General features: G+C 69.7%; 21 protein-coding genes. 3 read left to right on the forward strand and 18 right to left on the reverse strand.

Features of this window, described 5'->3' with window-relative positions; translation table 11 throughout:
• Positions 1 to 22 precede the first annotated feature (22 nt).
• The 10 genes from OG707_RS28860 to OG707_RS28905 form a co-directional block, all read right to left on the reverse strand.
• Positions 23 to 694, reverse strand: a complete 672-nt coding sequence (locus OG707_RS28860; protein ID WP_329123377.1) for a response regulator transcription factor — start codon at positions 692 to 694, stop codon at positions 23 to 25.
• Positions 691 to 1,797: a sensor histidine kinase gene (locus OG707_RS28865; protein WP_329128023.1), complete on the reverse strand. Its 1,107-nt coding sequence runs from the start codon at positions 1,795 to 1,797 to the stop codon at positions 691 to 693. Before OG707_RS28865 ends, OG707_RS28860 begins: the two co-directional genes overlap by 4 nt.
• Before the next feature lie 107 nt (positions 1,798 to 1,904).
• Positions 1,905 to 2,450, reverse strand: coding sequence for a hypothetical protein (locus OG707_RS28870; protein ID WP_329123379.1), 546 nt, complete (start codon positions 2,448 to 2,450; stop codon positions 1,905 to 1,907).
• A gap of 193 nt (positions 2,451 to 2,643) precedes the next feature.
• Positions 2,644 to 4,245 (reverse strand): beta-N-acetylhexosaminidase, encoded by a 1,602-nt coding sequence (locus OG707_RS28875; RefSeq protein ID WP_329123382.1) that lies wholly within the window; start codon positions 4,243 to 4,245, stop codon positions 2,644 to 2,646.
• A gap of 18 nt (positions 4,246 to 4,263) precedes the next feature.
• Complete coding sequence (locus OG707_RS28880) at positions 4,264 to 5,244, reverse strand: hydroxyacid dehydrogenase (RefSeq protein ID WP_329128024.1); 981 nt, start codon at positions 5,242 to 5,244, stop codon at positions 4,264 to 4,266.
• A 47-nt stretch (positions 5,245 to 5,291) separates the two neighbouring features.
• Positions 5,292 to 6,239 carry a carbohydrate ABC transporter permease gene (locus tag OG707_RS28885; RefSeq protein ID WP_329123384.1) on the reverse strand — a complete coding sequence of 316 codons (948 nt, stop codon included), beginning with the start codon at positions 6,237 to 6,239 and terminating at the stop codon, positions 5,292 to 5,294.
• Between the two features lie 3 nt (positions 6,240 to 6,242).
• The gene (locus OG707_RS28890) at positions 6,243 to 7,091 is read right to left on the reverse strand and encodes a carbohydrate ABC transporter permease (RefSeq protein WP_443071503.1); all 849 of its coding nucleotides are present in this window, start codon (positions 7,089 to 7,091) and stop codon (positions 6,243 to 6,245) included.
• 132 nt (positions 7,092 to 7,223) lie between these two features.
• Positions 7,224 to 8,552 (reverse strand): ABC transporter substrate-binding protein, encoded by a 1,329-nt coding sequence (locus OG707_RS28895; RefSeq protein WP_329123388.1) that lies wholly within the window; start codon positions 8,550 to 8,552, stop codon positions 7,224 to 7,226.
• Between the two features lie 185 nt (positions 8,553 to 8,737).
• Positions 8,738 to 10,516, reverse strand: coding sequence for a glycoside hydrolase family 35 protein (locus OG707_RS28900; RefSeq protein ID WP_329123390.1), 1,779 nt, complete (start codon positions 10,514 to 10,516; stop codon positions 8,738 to 8,740).
• Positions 10,517 to 10,542: 26 nt separating this feature from the next.
• A complete protein-coding gene (locus OG707_RS28905) occupies positions 10,543 to 11,625 on the reverse strand; it encodes a substrate-binding domain-containing protein (RefSeq protein ID WP_329123392.1) in 1,083 nt (360 codons plus the stop codon).
• A gap of 232 nt (positions 11,626 to 11,857) precedes the next feature.
• Between OG707_RS28905 and OG707_RS28910 the strand changes: the two genes are divergently transcribed.
• The 3 genes from OG707_RS28910 (at position 11,858) to OG707_RS28920 (ending at position 16,234) form a co-directional block, all read left to right on the forward strand.
• Entirely contained in the window at positions 11,858 to 14,239 is a 2,382-nt protein-coding gene (locus OG707_RS28910; RefSeq protein WP_329123394.1) for a polysaccharide lyase 8 family protein, read from the forward strand.
• 186 nt (positions 14,240 to 14,425) lie between these two features.
• The gene (locus OG707_RS28915; protein ID WP_329123396.1) at positions 14,426 to 16,009 is read left to right on the forward strand and encodes an acyl-CoA carboxylase subunit beta; all 1,584 of its coding nucleotides are present in this window, start codon (positions 14,426 to 14,428) and stop codon (positions 16,007 to 16,009) included.
• 15 nt (positions 16,010 to 16,024) lie between these two features.
• On the forward strand, positions 16,025 to 16,234 hold the full coding sequence (locus OG707_RS28920; RefSeq protein ID WP_329123398.1) for an acyl-CoA carboxylase subunit epsilon: 210 nt from the start codon (positions 16,025 to 16,027) through the stop codon (positions 16,232 to 16,234).
• 143 nt (positions 16,235 to 16,377) lie between these two features.
• Here OG707_RS28920 and OG707_RS28925 read toward each other — a convergent pair whose 3' ends face one another.
• The 8 genes from OG707_RS28925 to OG707_RS28960 all read right to left on the reverse strand — a co-directional run bounded on the left by OG707_RS28925 (position 16,378) and on the right by OG707_RS28960 (position 26,624).
• Positions 16,378 to 16,959 carry a GTP-binding protein gene (locus OG707_RS28925; RefSeq protein ID WP_014048542.1) on the reverse strand — a complete coding sequence of 194 codons (582 nt, stop codon included), beginning with the start codon at positions 16,957 to 16,959 and terminating at the stop codon, positions 16,378 to 16,380.
• Complete coding sequence (locus tag OG707_RS28930) at positions 16,940 to 17,521, reverse strand: DUF742 domain-containing protein (protein WP_329123400.1); 582 nt, start codon at positions 17,519 to 17,521, stop codon at positions 16,940 to 16,942. The genes OG707_RS28925 and OG707_RS28930 overlap by 20 nt, the downstream gene beginning before the upstream one ends.
• Positions 17,522 to 17,611: 90 nt before the next feature.
• A complete protein-coding gene (locus OG707_RS28935; protein WP_164260062.1) occupies positions 17,612 to 18,025 on the reverse strand; it encodes a roadblock/LC7 domain-containing protein in 414 nt (137 codons plus the stop codon).
• A gap of 10 nt (positions 18,026 to 18,035) precedes the next feature.
• Positions 18,036 to 21,194 (reverse strand): sensor histidine kinase, encoded by a 3,159-nt coding sequence (locus OG707_RS28940; protein ID WP_329123402.1) that lies wholly within the window; start codon positions 21,192 to 21,194, stop codon positions 18,036 to 18,038.
• A 303-nt stretch (positions 21,195 to 21,497) separates the two neighbouring features.
• Entirely contained in the window at positions 21,498 to 22,079 is a 582-nt protein-coding gene (locus tag OG707_RS28945) for a GTP-binding protein (protein ID WP_329123404.1), read from the reverse strand.
• Complete coding sequence (locus OG707_RS28950; protein WP_328536479.1) at positions 22,060 to 22,467, reverse strand: DUF742 domain-containing protein; 408 nt, start codon at positions 22,465 to 22,467, stop codon at positions 22,060 to 22,062. The genes OG707_RS28945 and OG707_RS28950 overlap by 20 nt, the downstream gene beginning before the upstream one ends.
• Positions 22,468 to 22,595: 128 nt before the next feature.
• Positions 22,596 to 23,009, reverse strand: a complete 414-nt coding sequence (locus tag OG707_RS28955) for a roadblock/LC7 domain-containing protein (RefSeq protein ID WP_329128026.1) — start codon at positions 23,007 to 23,009, stop codon at positions 22,596 to 22,598.
• Between the two features lie 9 nt (positions 23,010 to 23,018).
• Positions 23,019 to 26,624 carry a sensor histidine kinase gene (locus OG707_RS28960; protein WP_329123408.1) on the reverse strand — a complete coding sequence of 1,202 codons (3,606 nt, stop codon included), beginning with the start codon at positions 26,622 to 26,624 and terminating at the stop codon, positions 23,019 to 23,021.
• Positions 26,625 to 26,964 lie beyond the last annotated feature (340 nt).

Consider the following 26,964-nt stretch of genomic DNA (forward strand, 5'->3'; position numbering starts at 1 on the left):
CCGAGCCTCCGCCAGGGCGGGATCAGGCCAGACCCGCAGCGATCGCCCGGCGAACCGCGTCGGCCCGGTCCCTCAGCCCCGCCTTGGCGAACAGGTTGTTGATGTGCGTCTTGACCGTGGCCTCGCTGATGAACAACTGCTCGGCGATGGCCCGGTTCGGCAGCCCCTGCCCGATCAGCCCGAGGACTTCACGCTCACGCGGCGTGAGGTCCTCGGGCAGCGCCCGCTCCGGCGCCGCAGCCACCGGCTTCGTCCGTACGGTCGCGAGCAGCCGGTCCTGGACCTCCCGGTCCAGTACGGACTGACCGGCCGCGGCTGCCCGGATCGCCCGCACGATGTCCTGGCGCCCGGCGTTCTTCGTCAGATACCCCCGCGCCCCCGCGCTCAGCGCGGCCAGGATCGACTCGTCGTCGGCGAACGTGGTCAGCACGACCACGGCCACCCCGGGGTGCTCCTCGCTCAGCCTCCGCGTCGTCTCGATCCCGTCCATCACCGGCATCCGCAGATCCATCAGCACCACGTCGACCGGCCCCGCCCCCACCGCGGCCAGCACCTCCGTGCCGTCCGCGGCCGCCGCCACGACGTCGATCCCCTCCGACAGTCCGAGCACCGCCGCGAGCGGTTCCCGTACGGCGGCCTGATCGTCGGCGACGATCACCCTCAACTTCCCCTGCTGCTCTGTCTGTTCGCTCATCCCGGGATCACTGCCTCCACCTGCCAGCCGCCCTGGTCCGGTCCTTCGGTGACCGGCCCAGCCGTAATGGTTCCGCCCAGCAGGGCGACACGTTCGCGCATTCCGATGAGCCCCATCCCGCTGCCGCCGCCCACCGGCACCGTACGGGTGGCGGGGCGGTTGCGGACCCGCAGCGAGGTCGACGCGGCGTCGAACGTCAGCTCCACCGCGACCGCCCCGCCCGGCGCGTACCTGGCCGCGTTGGTCAGCGACTCCTGGGCGATCCGCAGCAGATTCTGGGTGACCTGGGCGGGCGCCAGCCGTACGGTCCCGGTCACCGTCAGCGCATCGCGGTGCCCGGAGGATTCGACCATCGCGGTCAGGCTCTCCAGCAGCGGCAGGGAGTCCTCGCGCAGCGCGTGCACGGTCCACTGGGCCTGCTTGAGGCTCTCCTTGACCATGCTGTGCGCCTTGTTGTTGGCCTCGCGGACCTTGTCCAGGTCGCCGGTGTCGAGCAGCGCGTCGGCCAGCTCCAGCTGCATGTTGATCCCCGCGAGGGAGTGCGCCAGGACGTCGTGCACGTCCCGGGCGATACGGCTGCGCTCGGTCAGTACGGCGGTCCTGGCCTCGGCGCGGGCCGCCCGCTCGGCGGACTCGGCCGCCTCGATGGCCGTACGGACGGAGCGCTGCCGGGCCCGGTTGACGATCCCGACCAGGACGGGGGCGCCGGTGGCCAGGCCCAGGGTCCACGGCAGCAGCTCGTGGCCGGGGCCCAGGCGCAGATAGAGGACGCCGCCGCAGAGCACGCTGCAGAGCAGGGCGAGGAGGAGGGCCGGCCTGGTCTCCAGCCGGTAGCCGATGTGGCCGGCCAGGAAGAAGGCGAAGAGATAGCTCGACCCGCTGCGGCTGACGCCGATCAGTGCGGCCGCGGCGACGATGCCGAACGTGAGCCAGATCAGGGCGACGCGCGGGGAGACCTTGCCCTCGGGCACGCCCCGGCCGAGCAGTGCCACACAGTTCACGACGAAGAGGACGGCGACCGCGAGCCCGCGTCCGCTGAACCCCATGGGCCGGATCGTCAGGGCCCCGGCGACGATGACCGCGAGGGTCACGGCCCACTGCACCCGGGGGTCGTGCGCGGGAACCGGCCGGGGGCCGGCCCCTTGGTGCGGGGCCGTCCCGGAGGGCGGATCGGTCTCGGCAGCGGCCACGGGCCGACCATAACCCACGGTCAGCGGGTGCGGCCGAGGACGGGCGAGGAGGCGGCGACCCCGGCCGCCCGGGGTGCGGGCCGCACGGTCCGGCTGCGCAGGTAGATCGTCGCCAGCCGGGTGACCACCTCGGTGAGCGCCATCAGGACGAAGGCGGCGGTCCAGGCCTGGTCGGAGGTGATGTGGTGGGCGATGCTGAACCGGCCGACGTTGTCCGCGCCGCCCCCGTGCTCGACCCACAGCTGGAAGCCCATCCGGGCACCCATGCCGACCACCCAGAGGACCGCCGAGACGGCACCGGCCTTGATGAGGAGGTGCCCGCCGGCGGGCCGGATCCGGGTGTAGACACCACCGGCGATGCCGAGGACGGCACCCGCGCCGACGAGGGTGCCGATCAGTACGAGGTCGTTGCCCGCGGTGGGGATCGAGTCGAGGTACGTATGGGCCACGAAGGCCACGATGCCCAGCGGGATGAGGAAGGTCTTGAGGTCGAGGCGACCTTCCCGCAGCTGTCGGAAGACGACGAGGAGGAGCGCGATGTCTGTGATCCACTCGGTTGTTGTCATGCCCCTAAGCCTGCTGCGACAAGGCCTCTGGCACCTGGACCCATGGGTGGAACTGAGGGTGGAGACTCGGGGGCCGACGGTGTCCACCCGAGCCAAAATCAAGCCCGTCCGGCGATTGAGGACAAGCGGCCGAAGGTCGCTTACTGGGGGCAGGGACGAAGCCAGACCCGCAGCGATCGCCCTCCGCACCGCGTCAGTGCTCGGGCCCGCCCAGCACGTCCGCCAGCATCGCCGCCCGGTCCCGCGGCCACCCCATCGCATCGGGCCGCGTCTGCCACGGGCGGGGTCCGTCGAGCGGTCGGTACTCCACCCCCAGCGCGTCCAGCCGCTCCAGGTGCCGTACGAGGCGTACCTCGAACTCCGCATACGACCGATCCCCGCCCGACCACACCGCCTCCGCGAACGCCGACAGCCTCGGGAACGCCAGGTAGTCCAGGCCCCGCGCCCCGTCCACCACCTCCGTCCACAGCTGCGCTTGTCCGCCCAGCACATGCGCCGCCTCCCCGGGCGTCAGCCCGGCCGGCACCGGGTCGAAGGCGTACGCGTCCTCCGTCGTCGTCGCGCACCCCACCGGGATCGGCTCGTCGGCCCCCTCCGACTGGCGGAAGTCGAAGTAGGTCTCCGTCAGCGGACACGCCACCACGTCGTGCCCGGCCCGCGCCGCCGCGACCGCCCCCTGCGTCCCCCGCCACGACATGACCGTCGCGCCCTCCGCGAGCCCGCCCGCCAGGATCTCGTCCCAGCCCAGCAGCTTGCGGCCCCGCTGCGTCAGGAACGTGGCGAACTGCCGGATGTACCAGCTCTGCAGCGCGTCCTCGTCCGGCAGGCCCAGCTCCCGCATCCGCTCCTGGACCCGCGGACTCTCCCGCCACTCGGCCTGTACGCACTCGTCCCCGCCCACGCACACGTACCGCGAGGGGAAGAGATCGAGCACCTCCTCGTACACCCCCTTGAAGAACTCGACCGTCGCGTCCTCCGCGTTCAGGACGTGCGTCGCGGGCCCCCACGCCGTGCCCACCTCCACCGCACCCCCGGTGTTCCCCAGCTCCGGGTAGGCCGCGATCGCCGCCTGCGTGTGCCCGGGCAGGTCGATCTCCGGTACGACGGTGATCGCCCGCTCCTCCGCGTACGCGACGATCTCGCGGATGTCCTCCTGGGTGTAGAACCCGCCGTGCGGACGCCCGTCCAGGCGCCCGTGCTTCGACGAGCCGACCGTCGATTCCCTCCGCCACGACCCGGTCTCCGTCAGCCGCGGGTATCGCTTGATCTCGATGCGCCAGCCCTGGTCGTCCGTCAGATGCAGATGCAGCACATTGAGCTTGTGCAGCGCCAACAGGTCGATGTACCTGAGGAGTTCACGCTTCGGAAGGAACCGCCGCGCCACATCGATCAGCGTCCCCCGCCACCCGAACCGCGGCCCGTCCGCGACCGTCGCGCACGGCACCACCAGCGGCCCCGGCGCCGCGACCGCCGACCTGAGCACCTGCGCGGGCAGCAGCTGCAGCAGCGACTGCACGGCGTAGAAGGCCCCGGCGTGCGCCGACGCCTCGATGAGCACACCGTCGTACGCGACCGTGAGCCGGTACGCCTCCTCGCCGAGCCCGGAGTCCGTACGGAACCGGACCGCGGGCCCCTCCCCGCGCTCCGGCGGCGACGCCCCCAGCGACGGCGCGAGCGCGGCGCGCAGCCGGCCGGCGGCCCGGTCGAGCGGGGCTTCGGCGAGGACCGGGGTGGTCGAGGTGAGCGTGAACCCGCCCTCGCTGAGGGTGAATTGGGCAGGGCGGGGGACGATCATCGGGGTTCGTGACTCCTGTCAGGCCGAGTGGGCGAGCGCTTCGGCCCGTACCGGATCGGCGAAGGGCAGACCTGCCGCGTAACTCTCCAGCTCGTCCATCGCGTGGTGCGTCATCCGGCCCAGCTCGTTGCCGAGCGAGCCCGCGATGTGCGGGGTGAGCAGGCAGTTCTCCAGGTCGAAGAGGGGAGAGTCGGCGGGCAGGATCTCCGGGTCGGTGACGTCCAGGACGGCCTGCAGCCGGCCCGCGACCAGCTCCTCGATGAGCGCCTCCGTGTCGACGAGCGAGCCGCGCGCGGTGTTGATGAGCGTGGCCCCGTCCCTCAGCAGTGACAGCCGCGCCCGGTCGAACAGGTGCCGGGTCTCGGGGAGTTCGGGCGCATGGACCGTGACGACGTCGCTGGAGAGGGCGAGGGTGTCCAGCGACACCGGCTCCGCACCCAGCGCCCGCGCCTCCGCCGGATCCAGGTACGGGTCGTGGACGAGGACCCGCAGATCGAAGGGGCGCAGCAGTTCGATCACGCGCCGCCCGATCCGCGAGGCGCCGACGACTCCGACCGTACGGCGGAAGTTGCCGCCGTTCCCGACCACTTCGATTGGGCTGATCCAGGTCCGTTTGGTGCGGTACGCGGCGGCCGCGGGCAGCACCCGCTTTCCGGCGAAGAGGATCGCGGAGACCGTGTACTCGGCGACCGGGAGCGCATTGACCCCGGCGGCCGAGGAGACCGCGATGCCGCGCTCCCAGCACGCGTCGGTGATGTGGTGCTTGACCGAGCCGGCCGCGTGCACGACCGCGCGCAGTTTCGGCATCCGCTCCAGCGCGGCGGCCGTCAGGGGCGGGCAGCCCCAGCCGCTGAACAGGACCTCCGCCCCGGCGAGGCGGTCCGTGTGCGCGGGGTCGGCGAAGTCCCGTACGACGACGGCGGGTTCGGCGTCCGCGACCTCGGCCAGCCGGGCGTACGCGGCCTGGTCGAAGAGCGCGTCCCGTACGGAGGCCTCCATCGCCAGGACGGTGCGGGGGCGGCGGCGGGAAGCGGAGGCAGCGGCGGTCACTTGACGGCTCCGGCGGTGAGGCCGGAGCGCCAGTAGCGCTGCAGGCCGAGGAAGGCGATGGCCAGGGGGATCACCGAGATCAGCGAGCCCGTGATGACCAGTTGGTAGAACTCGGGGTACTGGGAGACCGTCTGGTTCCAGTTGTAGATGCCGAGCGTGACCGGGTATTTCGAGCTGTCGTTCAGCATCACCAGCGGCAGGAAGAAGTTGTTCCAGCTGCCGGTGAAGGAGAAGAGGAAGATCGTCATGAAGGCGGGGGCCATCATCGGGAGCGACACCGAGCGGAAGAGCCGGATCTCGCTCGCGCCGTCCATACGGGCGGCCTCCAGGGTCTCGCCGGGGACGTAGCCCTCGGAGAAGACCCGGGCGAGGTAGACGCCGAAGGGGTTGACCAGGCCGGGGATGAGGACCGCCCAGTAGGTGTTGACCAGGCCGACCTTTGACGCCATCAGGTACATCGGCAGCGAGACGACGGTGCTGGGGACGAGGATCCCGAGCAGGACGACCCCGTACATCTTGTTCTTCAGGGGGAAGTTGTACTTGTCGAAGGCGTAGCCGGCCAGCAGGCTGATGAAGGCCGATGCGGCGGCGCCGACGACCGAGTACAGCATGCTGTTGCCGAGCCAGGTGGCGAAGATGCCGTCGTTGTAGCTGAAGAGCGCGCGGAGGTTGGAGAAGAGGTTGAAGTCTCCGAGCTCGAAGCCGGGGTGGGCGAAGAGGTCGCCGTTGTTCTTGGTGGAGGCGAAGATCAGCCAGGTCAGCGGCATCAGCGTGTAGAACGCCATGATGACCAGGATGGTGTTGACCACGGCCCTGGAGGAGAAGGACGACGCGGTCGCGCCGCCGCGGCTGCGGGTCGTACGGGAGCGGGTGGGCCGGACCGGGGGCTGCTTGTCCACGGCGGCGGCGGACGGTGCGTGCGGGGTCTTGGTGTCGACGCTCATGCTCTACGCCTCCTTCCAGCGGTTGCCGAACTTGGTGATCACGAAGGAGAGCAGTGCTCCGAGCACGGCGAGCATCAGGGAGGCCGCGGCGGCCGTCCCGTAGTCGTGCTTGGTGAAGGCGGCCTGGTAGATGTACATCGTCGGCGACCACTCGGGGGCGAGCGAGGGGGCCTTGGCGCGCAGGATCTCGGGCTCGGTGAAGAGCTGGATGGCGCCGACGGCGGTGAAGAGCATGGTGAGGACGACCGAGGAGCGGATCATCGGGAGCTTCACGGCGACCGCTGTACGGAAGTGACCGGCGCCGTCGACGAGGGCGGCCTCCAGCGTCTCGCGCGGGACGGCCTGCAGGGCGGCGTAGAAGATCACCATGTTGTAGCCGATCCACTGCCAGGCGGCGGCGTTCGCCATGGAGAAGAGGACGGCGTCGTTGCCGAGGAAGTCCCAGCTCGCGCCGAACGTCTTCAGGAACTGGGTGATCGGGCTGAGGCTCGGGGTGTAGAGGTAGACCCAGATGATCGCGGCGATCATTCCCGGCACCGCGTGCGGCAGGAAGTACGCCAGCTGGAAGAACTTCTTCGCGCGGGCCATCGCCGAGTCGACGAGCAGGGCGAGTGCGAGGGCGCCGCCGACCATCAGCGGGATGTAGATCAGGCAGTAGAGGGCGACGTGCAGAAAGCTGTCGCGGAAGACCGAGTCGCCCAGGGCGCGCGTGTAGTTGCCGATGCCGGTGAAGACCGTGTGCGAGCCGCCGAAGCCGAGACCGGCGGACTCCTCGCGGAAGAGGCTCATCCAGATCGCGTAACCGATCGGAACGATCATCACGGCGATGAAGAGAAGGAAGAAGGGGGCGATGAACAGAGCGGGGGTGCTGCGCTGACCGCGGCCGAGCCGTGATGACACCAAAGGCTCCTTTGGTCCGTACGAGAAGAGGGTTCCGGCCGGGGCGGGATCAGGCCGCCCCGGCCGGAGGCTTGCTGCGGCGAACTACTTGGCGAGCTTGAGGCCGCGGTCCGTGATGCTCTTCTCCGCGGCCTTCTGGCCGTCCTGGAAGGCGGACCAGAAGTCGCCGGAGGCCTTGACCTTGCCGAGGGCCGCGGTCAGCGACACCGAGGTGGAGTTGTGGGTCGGGCTCCAGACCCAGCCCGCGGGGATGGTCTTCACCTGGTCGCCGGCGAGGGCGTAGATGTCCTGGCCGCCGAAGAACTTCGCGTCGAAGGTCTCCTTGGCGGTGGAGCGCAGCTCCTCGTTGGCGGGCAGACCGCTGGAGGCGCCGGACGCGAGGCGGGCCTTGACGGCGGCCTTGTCGGTGGTCGCCCACTTGATGAACTCGGCGGCCGCTTCCGCCTTCTTGGAATCCTTGCTGATGGCGAAGGACGAGCCGCCGACGGAGCCGGTGGCGGCGGTGCCCCAGTTGGGCAGCGGGGCCTCGGCCCAGTTGCCGGTCTGCTTGGGATACGAGGTCTTCAGGCCGCCCGCGCTCCAGGCCGCACCGAGGTAGGCGACGGCGCTGCCGTCGGTGACCTTCTTGGTGGACTCCGGGCTCCAGGAGACGTCGTTGTAGACCAGGCCGCCCTTGACCAGGTCCTTCCAGTAGTCCGCGACCTTCTGGGTCTCGGGGCTGGCGATGTTGACCTTCCAGGAGTCGCCGTCGGCGGCGTACCACTTGCCGCCGGCCTGCTGGACGAGGCCCGCCCAGGTGGCGGTGTCGTCGCCCCAGAAGGAGAGCATCCGGGACTTGCCCTTGGAGGCCGACTTGATCTTCTCGGCGGCGGTCTTGAACTCGGCCCAGGTCTTGGGGACTTCGACGCCGTACTTCTTGAAGAGGTCGGTGCGGTAGAAGAACGTCTGCGGGCCGACGTCGTACGGGGCCGCCCAGGTCTTGCCGCCGAGCGTCACCAGGGACTGGACGGACTCGGGGGAGTAGCTCTTGACGGTGTCGCCGAGCTCCGCGGTGGAGTCCTTGAGGAGGCCCTGGGTGACGAGGTCGGGGAGGGCCTGGTACTCGGCGTTGACGACGTCGGGGGCGTTGCCTGCCTTGACGGCCTTGCCGAGCTTGTCGTAGCCGCCGGCCAGACCGGCCGGGATCTCGGAGTAGGTGACCTGGATGTTCTTGTGGGTCTTGTTGAACTCCGCGGTCATGTCCTTGGTCCCGGGCATCCAGGACCAGTAGGTGATCTTGACCGGTTCGGCGGCGGTGCCGGTCCCCGCGCTCTTGCCGCTGGAGTCGTCGCCGCCACAGGCGGTGGCGAGGACGGCCAGAGAGGCCACAGCGGCCGCAAGGGCTATGGAGGACTTACGGGAGGTGGGCTTCATTGCTCTGACTCCTACGAGAAGACCTGCTGACGAGGCGAGTTGACGTCATCTTTCGACCAAGAACGATCAGAGTCAATAGCAAAGAGACAATCGATCATCTCGGAACGGTTTCGATGTGCGGGCTTGCGCGTTTCAATCGAAACGTGCAATCCCGCACATCCGTCGACTGGTCAACGCCCGCCGAATCAGCCCAAGTCGGGCAACTCGCGCACCTCGACGACTGTTTCCGTACATCCGTCGAGCTCCAAGACCACGATCTCGTTGCGCCCGGGGCGCAGCAGCGGCCACGGGACGTAGAGCGTCCGCTGCGGGCCCTGCTCCCAGTAGCGACCCAGACAGAAGCCGTTGACCCAGACGTAGCCCTTGGTCCAGCCGGGCAGCGCGAGATGGGCGTCGGCGGCCTCCTTCGGTTCCCCGGCTTCCTCGACGTCCAGGAAGCCCCGGTGGAAAACCGGTCCCGGACCTTCGGACGCCGTTCCCCAGGGCAGGTCATCAGGGGTTCCGTTGCCCAGCGGGACAGGGCGGGCCGTCCAGTTGTGCAGCATCTGCTGGGTGTGCAGCACGCGGGTCACGCCCTTGTGTTCGCCGACCGCCGTGCCGTAGTTGACCCGGCCCATCGACTCGACCAGCAGCTCGATGCGCGTGCGCGCACCGTCCACCGCGATCTCGGGCCACGGGGCGTCGGAGTCCCGCTCCAGGACGCCCCTGAGCTCGCCGTCGGCGAAGACATGGGCGCGGTCGGCCAGGCCCTGCACGGAGAGCGGATAGGCCTTGCGCGGGCCCGGGATCTCCGTTCCGTAGAGGACGAGGCCGTGCTCGATGCCCAGCTCCTCGAAGGTCAGCGGGACGGGCGAGGTGACGGTGGGGGCCGCCAGCTCGTCCAGTACCTCGAAGAGCCGGACCGATTCGGTCAGTTCGACCCTTCCCGCAGGCAACAGGGGCGGCAGCGGCGCCGGATCGGGCAGCGGCCCGTCGGCGACCTTCTCCAGGACCTCGCGGAACGCCCAGAACTTCTCGGTGGTCCCGCCGCGCTCGTCGATCGGGGCGTCGTAGTCGTACGACGTCACATCGGGGAGGTAGACCGCGCCGGTGGCCGGGTCCTTGGTGTTGGCGCCCGCCCACGTCCCGAAGTTGGTGCCGCCGTGCGCCATGTAGATGTTCACCGAAGCGCCTGCGTCCACCATCTCGGCGAGGGCGGCGGCCGCGTCCTTCGGGTCGCGGACGGTGTGCCCGTCGCCCCAGTGGTCGAACCAGCCGCACCAGAACTCCATGCACATCGCCGGGTCCTCCGGCCGGAACCGCCTGAGCTCGGCGAACGCCTCCGTGGCGCGGCTGCCGAAGTTGACGGTCGCCAGATGCCCGGGGACGGTGCCGCCGGTGAGGAAGAAGTCCTCCGGGCCGTCCGAGGTGAAGAGCGGGACGTCGATCCCGCGCGAGCGCATGGCGTCGGCGAGGTGCTGCAGATAGCCGGTGTCGGTGCCGTACGAGCCGTACTCGTTCTCGATCTGGACCATCAGCACATTGCCGCCGCGAGTGACCTGGTGCGGTGCGATCACCGGCATCAACCGGTCGTACCAGCGCTCCACATGGGCCAGATAGGCCGGGTCCTGGCAGCGCACCGCCCGCACGTCCCGGTCGGCGTTGAGCCACCAGGGCAGCCCGCCGTTCTCCCACTCGGCACAGATGTACGGCGAGGGGCGGACGATCGCGTGCAGCCCGGCCTCGGCGGTGGCGTGCAGGAATGCGTCGAGGTCGGCCAGTCCCTCGAAGTCGTACGTCCCCGGCCGCGGCTCGTGGAGGTTCCACGGGACGTACGTCTCCACGGTGTTGAGCCCCATCGCCCGCAGCTGGTGCAGCCGGTGCGGCCACTGCTCGGGCAGGGTCCTGAAGTAGTGCATGGCCCCCGACAGCAGGCGCAGGGGTCGTCCGTCGAGGGAGAAACCCTCGGGGGATATCTGGAACATGAGGGTTTCTCCGGTACGGAAGGAGCTCAGCTGCTGGAGTCCCGAATGTGCAGCTCGGGCAGTATGGCGAGACGGTGCTTGGGGCGGCTGGGGTCGGTGACCCGCTGGTCGAGGAGGTCCACGGCGGCCGCGCCCACCGCGTGTTTGGGCGGGGCCACGGCGGTCAGCGGGATGTCCGCGAGTGCGGCCACCTCGTCGTCGTACGCGACGATCGCCAGATCACCGGGGACGGTCAGGCCGTGTGCGCGCAGCCGCTGCAGCAGAACGATCGCATCGTGATCGTTGTGCACGAGTACGGCATCGACCCGGCCCTCGGTGACCGCTTCGATGAACTCCTCGATGATCCGGTCGCGTTCCTCCCTCGCAGAGGGGGACGGGACGCGGAAGCTGATCGCGGTGGGGGCGGCGAGGCCCGCCGCCCGCAGACCGCCCGCGTACCCCTCGGCGACCAGCGGCCCGTGCGGGCTGTCCTCGCGCAGCAGCAGGGCGATCTTCGTCCGGCCGGACTCCGCGAGATGGCGCACCGCGAGCCGGGCGCCGTAGACGTGGTCGGTGACGGCCCGCTCCGCGCCCGCGATGTCCATCTCGGGGCGGCGCTCCACCAGGGCGAAGGGGATGGGGAGTTCGGCCAGCCAGTGCTGGTCGTCCGCGCCCCCGCAGGGGGTGATCAGAAGCCCGTCGATGCCGTCGGCCAGCATCTGCCGGGCCTGCACCTGCTCCTCGGCGGGGGAGTACTGGGAGATGCCGAGCACCAGCCGGATACCGCGTGCACCGGCCGCCTCGCGGGCGCCCTTGATCACTTCCGGGTAGTAGTAGTCGGCGGCCGGCACGATCATGCCGAACACCCGCTCCGTGGCAGCGGTACGGGGTCCGGGCACCGTCGCGACCGGTGCCGTGTCCGCACCCGGTCCGGCAGTCTCCGCACGGGTCTCGGGGAGCATGGCGCCGCCGTGGACGCGGGCGACCAGACCGCGCTCGGCGAGAGTCTCGACATCACGGCGGACCGTAACGGGCGAAACCCCCAACTCATCGGCGAAATCGGTCACTCGCAGCGAGCCGTGCTCGCGCAAGCGACGCAGTATCGCCTGGTGCCTCTCTTCGGCATGCACGTAATCCGGTCCCCTCTTCCGTCACCGGGCTGAGCTGGAGTGTAGTACTCCAACGATCGTTAGTGAACGTTTCTGTCTGAACAATCATTTTCGGCAGGAAGCGTTCAAGCCATTGCTGCTGTCTGTTCGTACGTGTTAGAAACCGCTCACTCGCACCGCGAGTGGCCCTGAGTGCAATGACGCACCCTTCCCTCCGGAGGTTTCTCCCCTCATGTCCTCCGTGGTTCCCCCCATGTTCCTCTCGCGCCGCGGCTTCCTGCGCGCGGTCGCCGCCACCGCCGTCGCCGTCCCGGTCCTCGGGGCCGCCGCAGGTCACGCCATGGCGGCCGACGCGTACGACACCCTCCGCCTCAAGTGGCGCGATCTGATGCTCGGCACCGGATTCGACGCCGCCGCGGAACCGTACAAGACCAAGCTCTCCGCCCTCGGCACCACGGCCGCCACCCTGCGCTCCACCATGAACGCCACGAGCGGCTCCCTCTGGCCGGACCTCGACTACGCCGACCCGGACCCGAACACCGACACCGCCTCCTACGGCTACTCCGCCGCCCTCGGCACCAGTTACTCCCGGCTGCGCACCCTCGCCGAGGCGTACTCCCAGCCCGGCACCGGACTCACCGGCAACGCCGCCCTGCTCACCGAGATCCTCGCAGGTCTCGATCACCTCCACACCGAGCGCTACAACAACACCCAGGCCAGATACGGCAATTGGTACAACTGGCAGATCGGCATACCCCAGGCGCTCCTGGACATCTGCGCCTTCCTCTACGACAGCCTGGGCACCACCCGAATCGCCGACTACGCCGCCGCCATCGACCACTTCGTCCCCGACAGCGCCGTCGCCACGTACTCCGGCACCTCCACCGGCGCCAACCGCGTCGACCTCTGCCGCGTCATCGCCCTGCGCGGAGTGATCGCCAAGACCCCCGCCAAGATCGCCACCGCCCGCGACGCGCTCTCGCCCGTCTTCCCGTACGTGACGACCGGCGACGGCCTCTACGCGGACGGCTCCTTCGTCCAGCACACCGTCGTCCCCTACGCGGGCTCCTACGGCTCGGTCATGCTCGGCGGCCTCTCCCTCCTCTTCGCCCTCCTCAAGGGCTCCACCTGGGAGGTCACCGACTCCGGCCGCCAGGTCATCTTCGACTCGGTCGAGAAGGCGTACGCGCCCTTCCTCTTCAACGGCCTCGCCATGGACAGCGTCTCGGGCCGTGCGATCAGCCGAGAGGGGCAGAGCGATCACAGCCGCGGCCACGCGATCATCGCCTGCATCGCCCTCCTCGCCCAGGGTGCGTCGGCCGCCGAGTCCGCCCGCTGGCAGTCGATGGTCAAGGGCTGGATCGCCCGCGACTACTACGTCCCGATCCTCACCGACCCCGCCCTCGGCGTCGCCGCCGCGGCCCGCCTGGCCGCGGTCCAGAACGGCACGGCGACCGCCGCCGCGGAACCGGTGGGCCACCGCCTCTTCCCCGGCATGGACCGAGCCGTGCACCGCCGCGCCGCCTGGGCCGCCAACGTCTCGATGGCCTCCGGCCGCATCACGTACTACGAGAACGGCAACGGCGAGAACGTCCGCGGCTGGCACACAGGGTCCGGAATGCTCTACTGGTGGGGCAAGGACTTCGCCAACGGCCAGTACAGCGACGCCTTCTGGCCCACCGTCGACCCCTACCGCCTCCCCGGCACGACCGCCTCCAAGAAGGTCCTCGCCGACGGCGCGGGCGGCACCTGGGGCGCGGCCCTCCCCGACGTGAAGTGGGTGGGCGGGGCGAGTGACGGTACGTACGCGAGCGTCGGCCAGTACCTCAAGGGCCTCTCCTCCACCCTCGTCGCCAAGAAGTCCTGGTTCTTCCTCGACGACGCGATCGTCTGTCTCGGCGCAGGAATCCGCGGCCGCGACGCCACCGGCGTGGAGAGCGTGGTGGAGAACCGCAACCTCGGCGAGGCCGGCGTCCACGCCTTCACCGTCGACGGCACCGCCCAGTCCACGGCCCTGGGCTGGAACGCCACCCTCACCGGCGCCAAGTGGGCCCAGATCGCGGGCCACGCCGGCTACGTCTTCCCCGGCGGAGCCACCGTCAAGGCCCTCCGTACCGCCCGCACCGGAGCCTGGTCGGACATCAACTCGGGCGGTACGACGACCCCGCTCACCCGCCGCTACCTCACCCTCTGGTTCGACCACGGCACCGACCCGACGGACGCCACGTACCACTACGTCCTGATGCCCGGCGCGACCACAACGGCCACGGCGGCCCGAGCCGCCGACACCACCTGGGTCACCGCCCTGGCCAACACCGACAACCAGCAGGGCGTGGCCGTCCCCTCGCTCGGCTTCACCGGCGTCAACTTCTGGTTCGCGGGAACGGTCGGCACGCTCACCACCAACGCCCCGGCCGCCGTCATGATCCGCGAATCAGGCGGTACGGCGACCATCTGCGTCTCCGACCCCATGCGCCAGTCCGCGACCATCGACGTCACCTGGAACCGCCCGGTGAGCGCGGTAACCTCCAAGGACTCCACGGTCCAGACGGTCTCCACCGGCACCTCGCTCACCCTGAGGATCACCCCCGGCACCCTGGGCGCCACCCACAAGGCCGTCGTCGCCCTCGCCTGATCCGGACACGGTCTGTGACCGGAGTCTCACCGACCCCCTTGTGGAATCCCCACAAGGGGGCACGCCCCTGAACTGGCACTTCAGCTGCACGGCCGGTGCCTTCTGTCCGGGCCTACCAGGAAAACGGTCCGGAGACTGTACGAAGCCCACTGCGCGTTTTCTTGGCGGGCTTCGTAGGGTCGATACATGACCGTTGTCAACGAATCCCCGGGTGAGCCCACGGACGCCCGTGGCCGAGTCGCCGAGCTCCTCGCCCTGCGTGAGCAGGCCCGCCGCGGCCCGAGCGAGCGCGCCACCGAGGCCCAGCACGCCAAGGGCAAGCTGACCGCGCGCGAGCGCATCGAGCTGCTCCTGGACCCGGGTTCGTTCAAGGAGGTCGAGCAGCTGCGCCGCCACCGGGCGACCGGCTTCGGCCTGGAGGCGAAGAAGCCGTACACCGACGGTGTCATCACCGGCTGGGGCACGGTCGAGGGCCGCACGGTCTTCGTCTACGCACACGACTTCCGGATCTTCGGCGGCGCGCTGGGCGAGGCCCACGCCACGAAGATCCACAAGATCATGGACATGGCCATCTCGGCCGGTGCCCCGCTGGTCTCCCTGAACGACGGCGCCGGCGCCCGTATCCAGGAGGGCGTCTCCGCCCTCGCCGGCTACGGCGGCATCTTCCAGCGCAACACCCGCGCCTCCGGTGTCATCCCGCAGATCAGCGTGATGCTCGGCCCGTGCGCGGGCGGCGCGGCCTACAGCCCCGCCCTCACGGACTTCGTCTTCATGGTCCGCGAGACCTCGCAGATGTTCATCACCGGACCCGACGTGGTCCGCGCGGTGACCGGCGAGGAGATCACCCAGAACGGCCTCGGCGGCGCGGACGTGCACGCCGAGACCTCGGGCGTCGCGCACTTCGCGTACGACGACGAGGAGACCTGCATCGCCGAGGTCCGCTACCTCATCTCGATGCTCCCCTCGAACAACCGCGAGAACCCGCCCTCGCACCCCAGCGAGGACCCCGCCGACCGCCGCTCCGAGGTCCTCCTGGACCTCGTCCCGGCCGACGGCAACCGCCCGTACGACATGCACAAGGTCATCGAGGAGCTCGTCGACGACGGCGACTTCCTGGAGATCCACGAGCGCTGGGCGCGCAACATCATCTGCGCCCTGGCCCGCCTCGACGGACAGGTGGTCGGCATCGTCGCCAACCAGCCGCAGTCCCTCGCGGGCGTCCTGGACATCGAGGCCAGCGAAAAAGCTGCCCGTTTCGTCCAAATGTGCGATGCTTTCAATATCCCCATCGTGACGCTGCTCGACGTCCCCGGCTTCCTGCCCGGCGTCGACCAGGAGCACGGCGGGATCATCCGGCACGGCGCGAAGCTGCTCTACGCGTACTGCAACGCGACGGTGCCCCGGATCTCGCTGATCCTTCGCAAGGCGTACGGAGGCGCGTACATCGTCATGGACTCGCAGTCCATCGGTGCCGACCTCACCTACGCCTGGCCGACGAACGAGATCGCGGTGATGGGCGCCGAAGGTGCCGCCAACGTCATCTTCCGCAAGCAGATCGCGGAGGCCGAGGACCCCGAGGCCATGCGCACGCGCATGGTCAAGGAGTACAAGGCCGAGCTGATGCACCCGTACTACGCGGCCGAGCGCGGCCTGGTCGACGACGTCATCGACCCCGCCGAGACCCGCGAAGTCCTGATCGCCTCGCTCGCCATGCTCCGCACGAAGCACGCCGACCTGCCGTCCCGCAAGCACGGCAACCCGCCTCAGTAAGAGGAGACTCCTGCCTTGAGTACCCCCGCCACTTCCGATTCCTCCCTGCTCCGCGTGGAGAAGGGCAACGCCGACGCCGAGGAGCTCGCGGCCATCACCGCGATCCTCCTGGCCCGCGCCGCGTCCCAGCCGGAGGCCGCACCCCACAAGCCCACCACCACGGCCGGCTGGCGCCGCCTGGAACGCACCCCGGGCTTCCGCGCCCCCCACAGCTGGCAGGGCTGACACAGACCACCTCCGGTGGTTGTGGGCAGTCGTTCCGCAGGGCGGAACGGGTGGGCACAACCACCCACCGGCCCGCAGCTTACGAACAACGCAAAGGCCCCGCGCTCCGAAAGGAGCCGGGGCCTTAGGCGTGCCTGCAGCGCTTACCGCAGCCGCGCCATCAGCGCATGCTCAACCAGCGTGATGAGCGCGCTCTTGGCATCCGCACGATGCCGCGCATCCGTCGTCAGGATAGGCGTGTCCGGCCCGATCTGAAGCGCCTCGCGCACCTCGTCGGGCGTGTAGGGCTGGTGACCGTCAAAGCCGTTCAGGGCAATGACGAACGGCAGCCCCGAGTTCTCGAAATAGTCCACCGCGGGGAAGCAGTCGGCCAGACGCCGCGTGTCGACCAGGACCACGGCCCCGATCGCACCGCGCACCAGGTCGTCCCACATGAACCAGAAGCGGTCCTGTCCGGGCGTACCGAAGAGGTACAGGATCAGGTCCTGGTCGAGCGTGATGCGGCCGAAGTCCATGGCGACGGTGGTCGTCGTCTTGTCCCCGGTGTGGGTCAAGTCGTCGATGCCCGCCGACGCGGACGTCATCACGGCTTCCGTACGCAGCGGATTGATCTCCGAGACGGCGCCGACGAACGTGGTCTTGCCCACGCCGAAGCCCCCCGCCACCACGATCTTCGCGGAGGTAGTGGAGCGGGCTGCACCGCCGCTAGAGCTTGCGAAGTCCACTGAGCACCCTTTCGAGCAGTGTCACGTCTGGCGTGCCGCCGGCGTTCTCGTCGCCGCCCGGCTGATGGATGGCGACAAGGCCGGCCTCCGCCAAGTCTGCGACGAGAATGCGGGCGACGCCCAGAGGAATGGAAAGTAGAGCCGAGATCTCGGCGACCGACTTGATCTCGACACAGAGCCGGCAGATCCGCTGGTGCTCGGGCAACTGCCCTTGCAGCCGGGCGGGTTCGGCCGTGGTGTGCACCAGTGCCTCGATGGCGAGCTGGTAGCGCGGCCGGGTCCGGCCGCCGGTCATGGCATAAGGGCGTACGAGAGGGTTGTGCGCGGCCGGCGGAGCGGCCTCCGGGGCTCGACGCGGCTGCACCGGCTGGATGCGCGGCGGCTGCGGCGGCTGGGAGTACGGCGAGGGCTGCTGCGGGTACTGCGGCTGATAGGGCTGCTCGTAAGAGGGCTGACCCTGTCTGCTGCTGGGCGTGGAGGGGAAGTTGAAGCGGTTACGGTCGTGATCACCCGGAGACTGCTGTCCACCGTTGTAAGGGTGACCGCCTGGGGGCGTTGCCACGTTTCCTCCTCCGACTGCCGGTCGCTGTTCCCTGTGGAGCCGCGCCACCGCACCCTATGGCGCGGTGGCGAGAAACGCACTGTGTGTCTGTTAGTTGAGAAGACTTCCCTGAAGTTCCGCACGCAGGTCCGGGGTGAGGACACTGCCCGCGCGATCGACCAGAAGGGCCATCTCGTAACCGACCAGACCGATGTCGGCCTCGGGGTGCGCGAGCACCGCGAGCGAGGACCCGTCCGACACGGACATGATGAAGAGGAAGCCGCGCTCCATCTCCACGACGGTCTGGTTGACATGACCGCCCTCGAAGATGCGGGAGGCACCCGCGGTCAGCGACGTCAGACCGGAGGCGACGGCCGCCAGCTGGTCGGCGCGGTCGCGCGGGAAACCTTCGGACATCGCCAGAAGGAGTCCGTCGGCGGAGACCACCACCGTGTGGGACACCCCAGGGGTGTTGTCCACGAAGTTGGTGATCAACCAGTTCAGGTTCTGCGCCGCCTGGCTCATCGGGCTCACACTAACGCTCCTGGTTGTAGGTGCTGTCAGGGCTGCTGAAGCCCTGGCCGTTCGTCTCACTGCCTGCACTGCGCCCCTGCTCGACACCGCGGCGCAGGTTGCTCAACCTGCCCCGGATGTCCTCGGGTGCGCGGGAGACCTGGGGGCCGCCCTGAGGGGTCTGTTCCGCCGTGCCCTCGACCAGGTTGGCCTTGGGTACGCGCCGGGGGAGTCCGGAGGGGGTGACCCCGCCGGCCTTCGGCTCACGGAGCTTCTCCGCGCGCTGCCAGCGCTCGTCGTTGGACGAACGCCAATCGTCGTTCACTGCCACGTCACCGGAGTCGGGGCTGTTCCCGGCCTCTGGGGCCGAAGGAGCCGCGGGCTGCTGCGACTGGCTGCCGCGGCGGGGGAGACCGGCTTCGGTCACTTCGTGGGAGGTGCTCGGGGACGGTCCCGGACGGTCGAAGCCTACGCGCTCCGGGGCGCTTGCGGGAGCGCTGGGCGCAGATTCCGCTTCCGTCTGGAAACCGGTTTCGTACGACCCTTCGAACGTGCCCTGAGCAGGCCACTCGCCCTGGTGGGCGTGGGGATCGTACGAGGCGTCGTAGCCCGGCTGCTGCGTCGCGGGAGCCTCGTAGGCGGACTCCGCATAGGCGTAGCCGTTCTCGTCGTACGCGGGCGTCTGCTCCTGCGCGTACGGCTGTTCCTGGTACCCGGTCTGCGCGTACGCGTCCTGGGCGTAGCCCTGCTGGTCCGTGTACTGCGCCTCCGTGTACTGCGGTTCGGTGAACTGGGGCTCCGCGTACTGCGCGGGCTCCTGCACCTCGTCGCGGAACAGCGGCCGGTCACCGACCTGCGCCTGCGCCTCCAGCGCGGCCCGCCGCTCCCCGCGCATCAACGACCGGTTGACCGGGTCGAGTTCGCGCGGCTGCTCGCCGTTCGCACCGTCGCCGTACCGCGAGTCGTCGAAGCCGAGTTCGGCGGCCGTACGCAGCGGAGCCATCTGCATCGGCTGCTGCTGCTCCGGGATGATCGAGGAGACCGTGAAGTCGTCGACCGGAAGCGCCTCGCCACCGCCACCGTGGGTGATGGCGTCGGGGAGCATGACCAGCGAGGTGGTGCCCGCCTGCTCGCCCGAGGGGCGGAGCTGGACGCGCACACCGTGCCGGTCGGCGAGGCGGCCGACCACGAACAGGCCCATGCGCTGGGAGATCGCGGCGTCCACGGTCGGCGGGTTGGCCAGCTTGTGGTTGATGTCCGCGAAGTCCTCGGCGGTGAGGCCGATGCCCTTGTCGTGGATCTCGACCATGACGCGGCCGTCGGGCAGCCGGGTCGCGGTGACGCGGACCTTGGTCTGCGGGGAGGAGAACGTGGTGGCGTTCTCCAGGAGCTCGGCGAGCAGGTGCACGAGGTCGGTCACGGCCTGGCCGTGGATCTCGGTCTCGGGTACGCCGGAGAGCTCGATGCGCTCGTAGGACTCCACCTCGGAGGAGGCGGCGCGGAGCACGTCGACCAGCGGAACCGGCTGGTTCCAGCGGCGTCCCGGCTCCTCGCCGGCGAGGACCAGGAGGTTCTCGCCGTTGCGGCGCATACGGGTCGCCAGGTGGTCCAGCTTGAAGAGGCTCTCCAGCTGGTCCGGGTCGGCCTCGTTGTTCTCGAGGTCGGTGATCAGCGTCAGCTGGCCCTCGATGAGCGACTGGTTGCGCCGCGAGAGGTTGGTGAAGATCGCGTTGACGTTGCCCCGCAGCATGGCCTGCTCGGCCGCGAGCCGTACCGCCTCGCGGTGCACCTGGTCGAAGGCGCGGGCGACTTCGCCGATCTCGTCCTGGGTGTTGATCGGGATGGGCTCCACGCGGGTGTCCACGCGGCCCGGGTCCGTACGCGAGAGCTGGTCGACCAGCGACGGCAGCCGCTGCTCGGCGATGCCGAAGGCGGCCGTACGCAGCTGGCGCATCGAGCGGCTCATCTGGCGCGCCATCATCCCGGCCAGCACGAAGGCGGCGAGGAGCGCGATCACGACGATCGCGCCGTTGGTGATGGCGTCGGTCTTCGCGGAGTCGGAGATCGAGGCGGCCTCGTCCACGGCCTTGGTGACGAGACCGTTCTCGATCTCGGTGTAGCCGTCGAACTTGGCGGTGGCGGCGGCCATCCAGGTCTCGGCCGTGATGCCCTTGGCCTTGAGTTCCTTCGGGGTCTGGCCCTTGCCGATCTCGGCGGCGATGCCGTCGTAGACCGAACCGGCCTTGGACGGCGGGGCGACGAAGGGGACACCGGCCGCGTCGGCCTGCTGCTTGGCGGCCGCGAGCTTCTTCGCCCCGTCGGCCGCCTTGCCCTTCATGATCTTGATGAGCTTGTCGGTGTCGGCCTGGGTGCCGCCGGAGGTGTACTCGCCGAGGGCGATCTGCTCCAGGTAGTTGTACGAGTTGAACGCCACGGCCTGGGCCCGGAAGGTGTCCTGGTCCTGGCTGGGGCGCAGCAGCAGGTGCAGACCGATGGAGCGCTGGAGCGACTCGGCGGCCTTGGCCAGCTCGATCGCGTACACGGTGCGCCCGTAGGCGGTGATGTTGCCGGTGCCGAGGCCGAGTTCGTTGGAGAACTCCATCAGCGAGTGCTGGACCTTGACGTAGCCCTCTTCGGTCTTCACCGGGTCGAGGGCCTCGGCGTACGCGGCCTTGCGCAGCGCGGCGAGCTTGGGCTCCTCGGCGCGGAAGAGGCTCAGACGGCGCTCCAGGCCCTGCTTCCTGGGCATGGACACCACGGCGGTGTCGAACTTCGACTTCGCGTCGTCGGTGGCGGCGTACGCCTTCGTGACGACGGGGTCGGTGCGCTTGGAGGAGAGCAGGGGGGCCGCGGTGAGGTCACGCTCGTTGAGGAGCGCCTGGCCGTACTCCGAGGCGGCGCGCACGATGAGCGCCGTCTTCTCGGCGTCCTGCGCCTCGTTCCACGTGTCGACCGATCCCTTGACCTGGAAGCCGCCCATGACGAGGCCGACCAGCACAGGGATCAACAGGATCGCGTTCAGCTTGGTGGGCACCCGCCAGTTGCGCGGTGCCAGCCGGCTGGTGGAGCCGCCTGCCGCGGGCGCGGGTATCTCCGCAGGCGACGCCGCTTCGCGCGGCGGCGGGGTGAAGTTCCCCCGCGACACCTGCTGCGTAGCGGAGCCGTTCTTGCTTCGCCTCACTCGACCAACAACCTCTCGGCACCGTACTACTGCTCAGTTCGTCGCATTGCAGCACGTCAGAGGGTGTCGTTCCAAACAGCCGGAACCGGCCATTCCGAGTGGTGTACGCCTCAGATAAAACGGTCATAAAGAGCGAGCCCCGGCAAAAAGCGGGTCAGTTGTGAGCGCAGCGGCACCGAGTGAACGCAACGGGTGTTCGGGAGAGGTGAATTCTCTCTCGAAACGTTATGAACACAGGGGCGGATCGTGTCAAAGGACACAGCCCGCCCCTGGTCGTCTACGACAACTGCCGTATGCGAAAAGCTACTTGAGTCGTGCCATCAGTGCGTGCTCGACGAGTGTGATGAGTCCGCTCTTTGCATCAGCACGGTGCCGCGCGTCCGTGGTGATGATCGGGGCGTCCGGTCCGATCTGGAGCGCCTCGCGCACCTCGTCGGGCGTGTAGGGCTGGTGCCCGTCGAAGCCGTTGAGGGCGATGACGAACGGCAGCCCGCTGTTCTCGAAGTAGTCGACCGCGGGGAAGCAGTCCGCGAGACGGCGGGTGTCCACCAGCACGATGGCGCCGATCGCGCCGCGCACCAGGTCGTCCCACATGAACCAGAAGCGGTCCTGTCCGGGAGTACCGAAGAGGTACAGGATCAGGTCCTGGTCGAGCGTGATGCGGCCGAAGTCCATGGCCACCGTCGTGGTGGTCTTGTCCCCGGTGTGCGTGAGGTCGTCGATGCCCGCCGACGCGGACGTCATGACGGCTTCCGTACGCAGCGGATTGATCTCCGAGACGGCGCCGACGAACGTGGTCTTGCCCACGCCGAAACCGCCCGCCACCACGATCTTCGCGGAGGTGGTCGACCGGGCCGCGCCGCCGCTAGAGCTTGCGAAGTCCACTGAGCACCCTTTCGAGCAGTGTCACATCCGGCGTGCCGCCGGCCTCTCCGTTGCCCGGCTGGTGGATGGCCACCATGCCGGCCTCCGCCAGGTCGGCGACGAGGATCCGCGCCACACCGAGCGGCATCGACAGCAGTGCCGAGACCTCGGCCACCGACTTGACCTCACGGCACAGGTGGCAGATCCGCTGGTGCTCGGGGAGCAGCCCCGCGAGGTGCACCGGGTCGGCCGTGGTGCTGACCAGCGCCTCGATGGCGAGCTGGTAGCGCGGCCTGGTCCTGCCTCCGGTCATCGCGTACGGACGTACCAGCGGCTGGTCGCCCTCGCTGTCGTACGACGCGTCGTGCAACGCGCCGTACGGATCGTGTGAGGCGGGTGGCGGGGTCATTGATCCTCCGGGCGGGACAGCAGGGGGTCGGCTTGCCGTCTGACTTGGCCGGTGGGGGTCGGGTTGCGGCCGGACGGGTTGGTGCGAACGTACGGGCAAAACCTGTGAGTTGAGGGCGGCCGCGGCTCCTAGTGGAGGAGGCTGCCCTGGAGCTCGGCGCGCAGGTCCGGGGTGAGGACGCTGCCCGCGCGGTCGACCAGCAGGGCCATCTCGTAACCGACCAGACCGATGTCGCACTCGGGGTGGGAGAGCACGGCCAGCGACGATCCGTCGGAGACCGACATCAGGAAGAGGAAGCCGCGCTCCATCTCGACGACGGTCTGCGCCACGGCGCCGCCCTCGAAGATGCGCGAGGCGCCCGCGGTCAGCGACGTCAGACCGGAGGCGACGGCCGCCAGCTGGTCGGCGCGGTCGCGGGGGAAACCTTCGGACATGGCGAGGAGCAGTCCGTCGGCGGAGACCACCACCGTGTGGGACACCCCAGGGGTGTTGTCCACGAAATTGGTGATCAACCAGTTCAGATTCTGCGCCGCCTGGCTCATCGGACTCAACTAACGCTCCTGCTGGTGAGAGGGGCCGTTTCCGGCGTTGCGACCCTGTTGGATGCCGCGCCGGAGATTGGTCAGCCGGCCGCGTACGTCATCGGGCGCACGCGAGACCTGCGGACCGGTCTGGTTGGCCTGCTGCTGTGCGGTGCCCGCGACCAGATTGGCCCGCGGAACACGCCGGGGCAGACCGGAGACGGTGACACCGCCGGCCGCGGGCTTCTTCGCCCGCTCGGCCTGCCGTACGAGTTCGTCATTGGGCGAGGGACGCCAAGTGGCGTTCCCGTTGCCCTGGTTGACCGGAGCGCCGGCCGGAGCCGCATCGCGCCGGGGCATCGGGGGAGCGACCGGAGCGGGCTGCTGCGGTACGGACGGAGCCTGCGGCTCCGGTGCTGCCTGGCCGCCGCCCTGGGGAGAGCGGAACCAGTTCGTCTCGAGCGTGTCGTACAGCGGCGTACGGCCGTCACCGGGCTGGCTGGCCGGCGGCAGCGCCTCGTGCTGCGGCTGGCCCGGCAGCGCGCCGGGGGCGGGCGGACGCGGCGCGCCGAAGTCGGCGTTGTCGCGGCCGCGCTGGACGGGGGCGCCGGGCGCCCGGAACTCCTGGTGCCTGACGTCCTGCGGGGCCGGCGGACGCTGGGCGTCGAAGTCCGGGCGCTGGAAGGCGGCGGTGGACGCCGGGTCCGGGTACTGCTGTTCCTGGTACTGCGGGACCTGGGGCTGCTGCGGCTGCAGGGGCAGTTGCGGCGGCTGAGGTGCCTGGGGCTGCTGACGCTGGGGCGGCTGCGGACGCACCGGACCGCGGACGTCGGAGCGCTCGTACTGCCCGGTGGACCAGCCGCTGTCCTGCTGCGGGGCCGGCGGCGGCGGAGGCGCGTTGAAGTCCGGACGCTGGAACTCGGCGGTGGAGCCGGGACCCTGGTGTCCGTCGAACGGCGGGCGGTTGCCCATCTGCGGCCTGGCGAAGGCGCCGGAGTCGGCCTCCTCGTGACCGCGCGGCATGTCCTGGGACTGAGCCTGCGGCTGGACCGGGCGCGGTGCGGGCGGCTGCTCGCTGCCCCAGCTGGTGGTCTGCGGACGCTGTGGCGCCTGCGGACGCTGGGGTGCCTGGGGCTGCTGCGGCATCGGGTTGCCGCCGGGCAGCTCGGCCCGCGGACCGCCGGGAGGCGGCAACTGCGCGGAGCGCTGCGGCTGCTGGGCCCGCTGCGGCTGCTGCTGCTGCGGGTTCTGCTGGCCCTGACCGCCGCGGCGCTGCATCGGCGCACCAGCGCCGAAGGCGTTGGTCGCCGCGGCCGGCATGTCCTGCGGACCACCCGGCTGCATCGGCCCGTCACCGCGCGAGGGGAGCGCGGCACGCGGCCCCGTACCCGTGACCTGACCGCGCGGCGCACCGGCGCCGAGACGCCCGCCGCCACCGGCCGGAGGCTGCTGCTGACCTGCGGGTCCTGAGGGTATGGAAGGCGCGCCGGGCTTGCCGGGAGCGGGCTTCTTGCCACCCTGGGCCACGTCGACGGGGAGCATGACCAGCGCGGTCGTACCACCGGAGTCGGAGGGCCGCAGCTGGATACGGATGCCGTGTCGCAGGGACAGGCGGCCGACCACGAACAGACCCATGCGGCGCGAGACCGAGACGTCCACGGTGGGCGGCGACGCGAGCCGCTCGTTGATCGCCGCGAGGTCCTCGGGCGACAGACCGATACCGGTGTCGTGGATCTCGACCAGCACACGCCCGTCGGGCAGTGCGTGACCTGTGACGCGGACCTTGGTCTGCGGCGAGGAGAACGAAGTGGCGTTCTCGAGCAGCTCTGCGAGCAGGTGCACGAGGTCGTTGACGACGCGTCCTGCGACCTCGGTCGCGGGCACGGCGGCCAGTTCGATGCGCTCGTACTGCTCCACCTCGGATGCGGCGGCACGGAGCACGTCGACGAGCGGCACGGGCCGCGTCCACCGGCGGCCCGGCTCCTCACCCGCGAGGACGAGGAGGTTCTCACCGTTACGGCGCATACGCGTCGCGAGGTGGTCGAGCTTGAAGAGCGAGGAGAGCTGGTCCGGGTCGGCCTCGCGCGACTCCAGTTCGGAGATGAGCGAGAGCTGACGCTGGATGAGGCCCTGCGAGCGGCGCGAGAGGTTGGTGAACATCGCGTTGACGTTGCCTCGCAGGAGGGCCTGCTCGGCGGCGAGTCGTACGGCCTCGCGGTGCACGTCGTCGAAGGCCGCGGCCACCTTGCCGATCTCGTCGCGCGAGTGGACACCGACGGACTCGACGGAGGTGTCGACGTCCTGCGGGTCGGACTCGGAGAGCTGCTTGACGAGCTCGGGCAGACGTTCCTGGGCGACCGTGGTGGCGGTGTCCTGGAGGCGGCGCAGCGAGCGGATCATGGAGCGGGCGACGACGAAGGCGCCGGCGAGCGAGACACCGAGGACGAGCAGGATCAGCGCACCGGAGATGATCGCTTCGCGCTCGGAGGCGGTACGCAGCTCACGGGCCTTCTGGTCCATCTCGCCGAGCAGCGTCGACTCGATGGTGTCCATGGCGCGGATCTTGTTGGTGTCCGCGTCGTACCAGTCGAGGTACGAGCTGTAGCGGTCACCCTGCTCGGCGAGCCCGTTCTTGTTGCTCAGGACGCGCTTCGCGTACGTGTTGGCGGCGGTGATCTCGGTGTTGCCCGTGTCGAGCGTCGAGGTCAGCTCGTCCGGGTTGCCGAGGGAGGCGTAGACCTTGCTGAAGGCCTGGAGGGCGTCCGCCTCGCTCAGATTCGCGGAGTTCGCGTAGAGCCGGTCGCTCTCTTCGAGCTTGGGCGTGCCGCCCTTGGTCTTCGGCAGCGCGGCCGCGATCACGGCGCGCTGGATCGAGGCGTACTCCTTGGCGGACGAGAAGGCCGCCAGGGCGCGGGTGCGCTTGATCATGTCCGGGTTGGCGGTCGCCTGCGCCATGTCCTGCGAGAGGCTCAGCAGCGAGTTGATCAGCTGGCTGTACTCGTTGACCGTCTGCAGGGTCGTCGAGCCGTTCTGGTACGCGTCCTGGCGGATCGACTTGAGGCGGTTGACCTGCTTGGCGATGGCGAGCGCACTGTTGCGGATCGAGGCGATCGTGTCGTCGCCGCTCGAGTCCCCGAAGTCCTCGGTGCCGTTGAGGAACGCGTCCACCGCGAGGTCGGTCGCCTTGCGGGGCTGCTTGACCATCGTCAGGTCACTGTCGCTGCCGTCGCTGTGGCTGAGCGGACCCGCGGACTTGTCCCGCTCGTCCTGGAGCGCGGAGGCCAGCCTGGTCGCCTGCGCGGTCATCTGGGTCAGCAGCTGCATGTGGTCGAGCTGCTGCATGTTGTCCAGCGACTCGTTGATCCGCATGCCACCCAGGGTGGTCGCGGCGACCACGGGAAGGGTCAGCAGTGCGACGAGACGGGTGCTGATGCGCCAGTTGCGCAGGGCTACGCGTGAGCCGGTGTTGACCGGGCCCTTCGGCGTCACCGAAGCGACGGCCGAGGCCGGGGCCGAAGCTTTGGCCTCACCGCCCTGGGGGCCTTGGGCGTGCTGGGGCGAGGAGCCGCGGTCGGCTCCACCCTGCGGCTCCTGCTCCGCCGCAGCGCTGCCATCCCTCTTGAAACGTCCCTGCACTAGCGTCGCAACCTCTGGACCAGGCGTCCCCCCGCGTAGACGGCGGAACGGTGTCGAGTCGTGGGGCGCGGCGCGCCCCATGGTGGTCGTGAGTGACCTGCTGTCATCCCCCTGTACCGCGCCTGAGGCCTGAATCCTGCGGGCGGTGCGTGGAATTCCAGCACAGTGAGGGATCTCCAACAAGGCCCGCGTACCGTGCTGTGACCTGCGTGACACGTTGTGAGCGTTGCGTCACAAGTCGTAGAAAGTGTTCTCGGAGGAATCGGACTTTTGCTTACGAGTCGCTTACGGGCAGGGGGTGTCCCAGTCGCGACGATCAGGAGCGGAATGACTCCTTCAC

Origin of the sequence: Streptomyces sp. NBC_01465, from assembly GCF_036227325.1 — a bacterium.
In the GTDB taxonomy this organism is placed as follows: domain Bacteria; phylum Actinomycetota; class Actinomycetes; order Streptomycetales; family Streptomycetaceae; genus Streptomyces.

Bases quoted from the DNA above. Each gene is read 5' to 3' on its own strand.
- OG707_RS28870 (WP_329123379.1), bottom strand. From the start codon at position 2,450: ATGACAACAACCGAGTGGATCACAGACATCGCGCTCCTCCTCGTCGTC.
- OG707_RS28910 (WP_329123394.1), top strand. From the start codon at position 11,858: ATGTTCCTCTCGCGCCGCGGCTTCCTGCGCGCGGTCGCCGCCACCGCC.
- OG707_RS28955 (WP_329128026.1), bottom strand. From the start codon at position 23,009: ATGAGCCAGGCGGCGCAGAATCTGAACTGGTTGATCACCAATTTCGTG.
- OG707_RS28885 (WP_329123384.1), bottom strand. From the start codon at position 6,239: ATGAGCGTCGACACCAAGACCCCGCACGCACCGTCCGCCGCCGCCGTG.
- OG707_RS28875 (WP_329123382.1), bottom strand. From the start codon at position 4,245: ATGATCGTCCCCCGCCCTGCCCAATTCACCCTCAGCGAGGGCGGGTTC.
- OG707_RS28935 (WP_164260062.1), bottom strand. From the start codon at position 18,025: ATGAGCCAGGCGGCGCAGAACCTGAACTGGTTGATCACCAACTTCGTG.
- OG707_RS28895 (WP_329123388.1), bottom strand. From the start codon at position 8,552: ATGAAGCCCACCTCCCGTAAGTCCTCCATAGCCCTTGCGGCCGCTGTG.
- OG707_RS28950 (WP_328536479.1), bottom strand. From the start codon at position 22,467: ATGACCCCGCCACCCGCCTCACACGATCCGTACGGCGCGTTGCACGAC.
- OG707_RS28915 (WP_329123396.1), top strand. From the start codon at position 14,426: ATGACCGTTGTCAACGAATCCCCGGGTGAGCCCACGGACGCCCGTGGC.
- OG707_RS28860 (WP_329123377.1), bottom strand. From the start codon at position 694: ATGAGCGAACAGACAGAGCAGCAGGGGAAGTTGAGGGTGATCGTCGCC.
- OG707_RS28900 (WP_329123390.1), bottom strand. From the start codon at position 10,516: ATGTTCCAGATATCCCCCGAGGGTTTCTCCCTCGACGGACGACCCCTG.
- OG707_RS28880 (WP_329128024.1), bottom strand. From the start codon at position 5,244: ATGGAGGCCTCCGTACGGGACGCGCTCTTCGACCAGGCCGCGTACGCC.